This is a genomic window from Flagellimonas abyssi (genome assembly GCF_019457905.1).
Taxonomy (GTDB): Bacteria; Bacteroidota; Bacteroidia; order Flavobacteriales; family Flavobacteriaceae; genus Flagellimonas; species Flagellimonas abyssi.
Genome location: NZ_JAHZSV010000073.1, coordinates 1 through 7,053 on the forward strand (window position 1 = coordinate 1; position 7,053 = coordinate 7,053).

General features: G+C 36.9%; 6 protein-coding genes. 5 read left to right on the plus strand and 1 reads right to left on the minus strand.

What is annotated here, in order from left to right; all coding sequences use genetic code 11:
• From traM to K1F36_RS19690, 3 genes are all read left to right on the plus strand, one after another.
• A partial coding sequence (gene traM, locus K1F36_RS19680) for a conjugative transposon protein TraM (RefSeq protein WP_220115311.1) occupies positions 1-868 on the plus strand: 868 nt, incomplete at its 5' end.
• 30 nt (positions 869-898) lie between these two features.
• A complete protein-coding gene (locus tag K1F36_RS19685; RefSeq protein ID WP_220115312.1) occupies positions 899-1,738 on the plus strand; it encodes a DUF4138 domain-containing protein in 840 nt (279 codons plus the stop codon).
• Between the two features lie 7 nt (positions 1,739-1,745).
• The gene (locus K1F36_RS19690) at positions 1,746-2,108 is read left to right on the plus strand and encodes a hypothetical protein (protein WP_220115313.1); all 363 of its coding nucleotides are present in this window, start codon (positions 1,746-1,748) and stop codon (positions 2,106-2,108) included.
• Positions 2,109-2,118: 10 nt separating this feature from the next.
• On the opposite strand, the gene K1F36_RS19695 is transcribed toward K1F36_RS19690, so the two are convergent.
• Positions 2,119-3,486: an RNA-binding domain-containing protein gene (locus tag K1F36_RS19695; protein WP_220115314.1), complete on the minus strand. Its 1,368-nt coding sequence runs from the start codon at positions 3,484-3,486 to the stop codon at positions 2,119-2,121.
• 142 nt (positions 3,487-3,628) lie between these two features.
• On the opposite strand from K1F36_RS19695, the gene K1F36_RS19700 reads away from it, so the two are divergent.
• Together K1F36_RS19700 and K1F36_RS19705 are read left to right on the plus strand one after the other, a co-directional pair.
• Positions 3,629-5,554, plus strand: a complete 1,926-nt coding sequence (locus K1F36_RS19700; RefSeq protein ID WP_220115315.1) for an ATP-dependent nuclease — start codon at positions 3,629-3,631, stop codon at positions 5,552-5,554.
• Between the two features lie 2 nt (positions 5,555-5,556).
• Positions 5,557-7,053: UvrD-helicase domain-containing protein (locus tag K1F36_RS19705; RefSeq protein ID WP_220115316.1), on the plus strand; the 1,497-nt coding region annotated here is incomplete at its 3' end.

The following is a 7,053-nucleotide window of genomic DNA, read 5'->3' on the forward strand; positions in this document are numbered from 1 at the left end:
TATTTCCTATTCGGTAATGGTAATTGGCGATGATGAAAGTGAAACAGAAAATCTTAAACAGACCTTAGTACCAGATTTGGAAGAGGACCAAAAAGAGTATGATTCCAAACTGGATGCAATTAACGACTTAAAGAAAGTTCGGGAAAACAATGCACCAAGCATCTACGATGAAAAGTTGATTGATTCCTTGGGATTTTACGACCCAGATTTACCAGAACGCGAAAAAGAACGTATCGTAGATAGTATCTATGAAACGGGTAAGATTCAGTATTCAGAAAAGCGACACCAAAATTTGGGACAGAAAAGAACTGCTCGCAAAGTGGTATCAACAATCGATTCTGCTGAAGTAAAGCGGGAACAAATAATCCAAGCGAAAGAATTGGGCTTGGAACATCAATTGTTCTTCGCTGCTGCACCTAAACCCAATGAAATTTCAATAATCGGAAATACAGATGAAACTATTTACGTAGTTGTGGATGGCGACCAAGTTGTAAAAGCGAATACCAGATTACGAATGCGCCTGACCAAAACTGCTACCATTAATGGTAAAGAAATGCTCAAGAATACACCCATTTTCGGTTTTATAAGTTTTCAGCCTAATCGGGCGCTTATTGAAATTGAAAACATAAAGCACCATCCCACAAAACTTAAAGCTTTTGATTTATCTGATGGAAGCGAAGGTATCTACGTACAAAACAATTTTAGGGCAGAGGCCACTACTGAAGTGTTGGACGATATTATTGGCGACATCAACATACCTACCGTTCCGCAAGTAGGTGGCGTAACAAAGGTGCTCAGACGTAGCAACCGCAATGTAAAAGTTACGGTTTTGAACAATTACAGATTAATCTTAAAACCGAAATTATGAGCCCATAATGGGCATTTAAAACGCACTCTTATGAAAAATTATATCATTATTTCCGCTCTTATTATTTGTTCGACTTTCGCAAAAGTAAAAGCACAAACCACTCATTTACTCGACACCATTTATGCAAACGACACCAAGAACGTTGCGTTATTTTTTCCTGAGCCAATCCGTCAAGGCATAACTGGTTCAGACAATTTTGTTTTTACATACAACCGTGAAAATGAACAATATTTTGGGCTACTTCAGGCAACCCCTGGGAAGGAAAGTAATTTGTTGGTAATCAACAGAAATGGTTCGATTTTTTCGTATATTGTAAGGTACAAAAAACAGCTTTCTAAGCTCAATTATTTCATTCCGCTATCAAATAGTATCGGTAATGAAAAACCGATTGTAAATGATTCGGTTCTTGTTGAATCTTCTGAAGAACGTGTAGATAACAGCACCTATTATTACCAAAAATTCTGCTCATATCTTCTCAATAGAAAACAGCGCATAGGGCGAATCAAGAAACGAAACGAAGGTATTATCTTGACCGTAGAGAATATTGTTTTTGATAAAGATGAGCTCTATTTCGTTATCGAGATTGAAAATAATTCTACGTTGGATTACGATTTGAATTTCTTGAACCTTTCGATTGAAACTCGGCAAAAAGGGAAAAGGAAATCGTTGCAACGACTATATAAAGAACCGATATATAAACATAATCTGCCGTCCAAGATTAAGGAAAATGAAATGGCTCGATTTGTTTATGTGTTGCCCAAATTTTCATTATCCGATGACCGCAGGGCAATTTTGGAATTGAATGAAAAGGATGGCGAACGTAATATAGAACTGAAATTATCGCATAGATATATCAATAACCCAAATTAATACTATTATGAAAAGATTAGTCATTTGCTCGCTCATACTTTTGTTCCTTTCTTGTTCAGAAAGCACAACAAAATCCCCTTCTGAAATTGCCAAAGTTGTTGCGTCAAGCTTTTTCTCAAAAGATGAATCAGCCTTAAAAAAGCATACCACTTCTGAGGGCTATGCCAGTTTGATTACTGTACAGAATATGATGCCAGATTCCGACCAAGACATCGAGGTAGAAATTTTAGATGAATCTATAGATGGCGAAATTGCCTGGGTAAAATACAGCACAACTTTCGATGGGAAAACTGGCATTTTTAAACTGACTAAGGAAAATGGTCAATGGAAAGTGACCAGTAAAGGCCCGAGGGAAAAAGGGCCGTTTTAAAAGACTTTTTTTAATTTTTATCAAGATTGATTTGCCAATAACCTCTTGTATCGCCTTGACGCGTTAAAAAGCCTTTATTTTTGATAGCCGTAATATGCTTACCAACAGCAGATTCATTAATACCCAAAGCTTCAGCTATTTCGTTATAAGTTATGGAAGGATTTGTAGCAATAAGTTTAAGAACTTCTTTTTGTCTTTTAGTTAGAGCTTCTGTCGTATCAATTACACCACCTATTACACCACCTATTGCACCACCTTTTTGACCACCCATTACACCACCTATTTGACCACCTTCTTCAACAGTAGTTTCTTTAGCAGCAAAAGTCATTCTAAGGAAGTTATCTGAAAAGCCAAAACTCTCTTTTCCATAGTGTTCCAAAATACGAGGGATGCCAGAACCCAACTGTTCCACAAGTTCCAAATCCTTAAAAATCCGCATCAGTTCTTTATTCCGTGGAACTGAAAAGCCCTCGAAAAATTCCTGTTTGCTCAATCCTTCCGGAAGACCGCCTGCAGATGTGATTTCAATTCTATCCGCAAAGATTTCAAACTTTGGGGTAATCTCATTGGTATAATCGTTATGCACAAAGGCATTGATGATGGCCTCGCGTAATGCGATGGGATTCCAAAGGTTGGCTTGCTGTCTTTCTTTGGCCGCTATTTTTGTGTTGGTTCTGTTTTCAACCGCAATTTTATCAATTACTTGCTTGGTGGCTTTGACCAGGCATTCGTGACCGTATTCGTTGCTTTCTATCAAGTCTATTCGGGTTTTGCCCGAATACTTGGCTACTTTAATAGAAGTATTGTTTTTGTCTGCCAAAAGATAGCCGGCATAATTGAATGCGCCATCTTCAGCAAGTAGTTCCAAGTTCTTTGCAAAGGCTTTACCAAGGGTATGACCCGATTCCTCGTAGTAGATTTTCAACTGGCTAAAGCTTAAATCTTGACGACCCGCTTTAATTTTGCTGATGGAATTTCGGGTGCGCTTGGCAAAGAGCTCGTCAATCATTTTTTGGGGCATTGGCTCAGCTGCTGAACCTAAGCGGATAAAACAACCCTTTTCGCTCATCCCGTATTTTTTGAGATGATAGGGTTTTTCGGGACCACTCGCCACAATGATTTTCAGGATATTCTTTCCATCTCGTTCTTCGCTTACAATATCAAAAAGACCCAAAGCTGAAGGGCGAATATTGTTCTTTAACCTGTCTTTAATTTTTAATTGGTCGCCATCCGCATCAGCCAGACCGTAAGTGTTCCCTTCCTTATCAATACCAATATAAATAATGCCGCCTTCACGATAGTTCAAAAAAGCAATGACCTCTTTTTCAAGTCCATCGGACAGTTCTCGTTTGTATTCTATGCGGTTTGTTTCGGTCATTGTTTAAATAAAATCGGACAGTAAAGATAATGATATTAAATTGTGAGGATATGTTTTTAAAAACTACAATAGGATTACAGTTATTCCGAATGCAAGAAAATGTTTGTTAAATTTACAAGTTTAACCAACCATCCACTTGCGTATGTATTTATCCAAACTTGTCATCAAAAATTTTAGGGGAATCAAAGAAATGGTGCTTAATTTTAACCGTAGCATAAATATACTAATCGGGGAAAATGGAAGTAACAAATCGGCAGTTATCGATGCTATCAGGTTACTTTACAATATGGGTGAACCCATCAGGGATATTTCAGTAGGATTTGCTGATTTCCACGAAAGTATAGAAAAAGATGCAGAAGACAACTTGAATGTCACGAGAGCAGATAAAATTACCATAGCTTTTCAGTTTAAAGGGTTATCAGCCTCACAAAGAGGTGCATTGTATGAGTATATGGTTATTGATCCCGAAGATGATACAAATGAATATGCACAAGTTGTACTAACCTACGAAGATAAAGGCGGAAAATATCCTATCTCATCTTACTATACTGGGAATGTTGAGGGTCAGAAAGCTGATTATAGTACATTCGCAATTTTTCAGCATTACTACCTGAGTGGTCTAAGGGACAGCACCAGAGATTTATTGACCAATAGAGGAAATGTCTTGGGTCGTGTTATCAAAAGGCGAGTTGAAAAAAACGAGACTGAAGATGTTATTGAAGGTATTATGCGTACTGCAAATGATGAACTTTTAGCGCAAACTGAAGTTTCGGAAACCCGTGATGGGGTAAACGAAAATCTCGCTGGTATTTATCAACGCTTTAGAGATAACCAAATTGGACTTCAAATAGAGCAATCAAAAACCGAATATATTGTAAACGCTATAAAACCATTCTTACCTCACGATAGGGATAGTTTGGCGGGTGATGGTTTTTCGCTTTGGCAGAATAGTTTAGGGCAAAATAATCTTATATATATTGCAACAGTTCTCGGCGATATTAAAGACCAAATCAAAGATAATAAGATACCTCACTTTGCCCTGCTTATTGAAGAACCCGAAGCACACCTACATCCGCAACTTCAGCTAAGTCTTTATAGTTTTTTGAGAGATTCCAGCAAATCTAAAAACAGTCAATTATTCATTACAACACATTCCCCAACGTTAACTTCCAAAGTACCTTTAAAGAACTTAATATTATTGGATGGTCAAGCCTTCCAATTGAGCAAGCAGTTTAAAGATAGGGTTTCGGAAAAGATTATAGAAGACACCGTTAAGGGTAAGGAATTGACCCAAGCAAATTTCAGATTCAGACGAAGACAGTTGGAAAGGTATATAGATGTGACAAAATCTCAACTGCTGTTTGCCAAAGCAGTACTATTTGTTGAAGGTATTTCCGAAGAGCTTTTAATATCAGCTTTTACAGCAATAAAGAAATATCGTTTGGAAGATTACAGAATAGAACTGGTCAATATTGGTGGCACGAGTTTTTATCCGTTTATTCATTTGTTCAATTCGAGCCAGCCACATAAATCCATTGACAAACCAGTTTCAATTCTAACGGATGATGACAAATTTTCTGGCTCGAAGAAAAAAGAATACTCTTTTAAGAAACTTCTTGTCACAGATTATGAAAAGTTGGATGAACTGGATGGTTTAATTCAGGCAGCAGACGTATCATCGAGAATTCCAAATATTACTTCCGCGATTAATGGTAAAGACACTATAAAAATCTTTGCTGCTGAAAAAACTCTTGAATATGAATTGGCACTTGCAAATATCCCAAATACAAAAGAGGGTATTGAAAATAACTTTCTATTTAAGTACATCTACAAAATAAGTTCCAAGAAAGCGAAAGCCATTCTTGACTATGTGGATGCCGTGATTGACAAAGAACTTACCGAAGAACAACAGAGAAAAGCAGCTATATTATTGTGGAAGTCGTTTCCAGCTAAAGGCGAATTTTCTCAAAACTTCTCACTATATATTCTCAAGAACCTAAAGCGTGCCAGAAAAGAATTTGTAATTCCAAAATACATTCGAAAAAGTCTAAAGCATTTAAAGGGGTAAGTATGGAATTGGACATTACAGACGAATTAAAAGGCTATTTTGATGCCAGAGGTAGAGTTGTTTTAAATGCCTGTCCAGGCGGTGGTAAAACTACTGCTATTGCTCAAAAAGTTATCAACCTCGAAGACGAATACAAAAGCAGTTATGGTAATCATTCAGGAATTGCCTGTATCTCTTTTACAAATGCTGCAAAAGATGAGCTTAACCTAACTTACAATCAACTTTGTGGTAGAAGTCTAAAATACCCACATTTAGTTAGCACTATTGATAGCTTCATTAACACCTACATCACATTACCATTTTACTATCTTCTTGAACGAAATTTTGCACGACCACAAATTTTGGAAAGCAATGCCCGTTTAGATTTATTCTGGAAAACGAAATACACCAACAAGAAAGGTCAGTTAATGGATGGTCTCAAAAATCCAATGAATTCTTTAAAAGCTAAGTCGGGAAGAAGCATCTATTATCAATACTTGCCATCCACGATAAGACTGGAACCCGATGGAAGCTATTCTGTAAATGGGAATGCCCCTTCAGAAGAAAAAGTTGATTTGGCTATTTTTGAGAAATACTGTAAATATGTTAAAGGCTGGCAATTTGAAAATGGCCTAATAACTACCAATGATTCTGCCTATATTGCCTTAAGACTACTAAGAAAGAATCCAAGAATAAGTAAATGGCTTGCAAGCAGGTTTCCTCATATAATTGTTGACGAGGCACAAGATAATTCTCTTATGCAACATCACATTTTTGAGGAATTGAACAGTCAAGGATTAGCGAATATTGAGTTTATTGGCGACCCCTATCAAAGCTTGTATGAATTTAGGGATGCTAACCCACAATTATTTTTAGACAAATATAATAACGATGATTATACAGGTTTAGATTTATCAAACAATAGAAGGTCGCCCCAACGTATAATTGACTGTTTCTCACTTTTACGACCAGAAACAGAACGCACAATTAAGAGTGCTTGTACGACCGACCTAAAGGAATCTATTCTTGTATATAAATACAAATCGGATGACAGGGGCGATATTATTGGTCATTTTGAAGAATACTGCAGTAACAAAGGATTTGGAAAGCTGAAAGTAGTTGTACGTGGAAATAGTATGAGAAACAAAATGTTAGGTAGAGATGCCCAACAACGTCCTTGGCACAACCAATTAGCCTATGACCTTATCGCCGCTAAAATTGAGTATGATGATAGAAATTTAAAAGAAGCCATTAACATAGCCCGCAATATTATAATTCGCTTGGAAAATAGAGGATTATCTTTTGTTGATTTTGGCCATTTGCGAGCCGACCTAAAAACTGATTATCTCTATAATGCCCGCATCATAAAATTTGTTGAAGGGTTGCCAGAACTTTCAAATACCGTAGAAGACTGGTCAAAGCTATGCCCAGCTTACGTAAAGAAAGTTTTAAATCTCGATTATGATATTGATTTTAAAATGCAAAAAACGGGCATAGTATACCACCTGCGGCGGATGAAA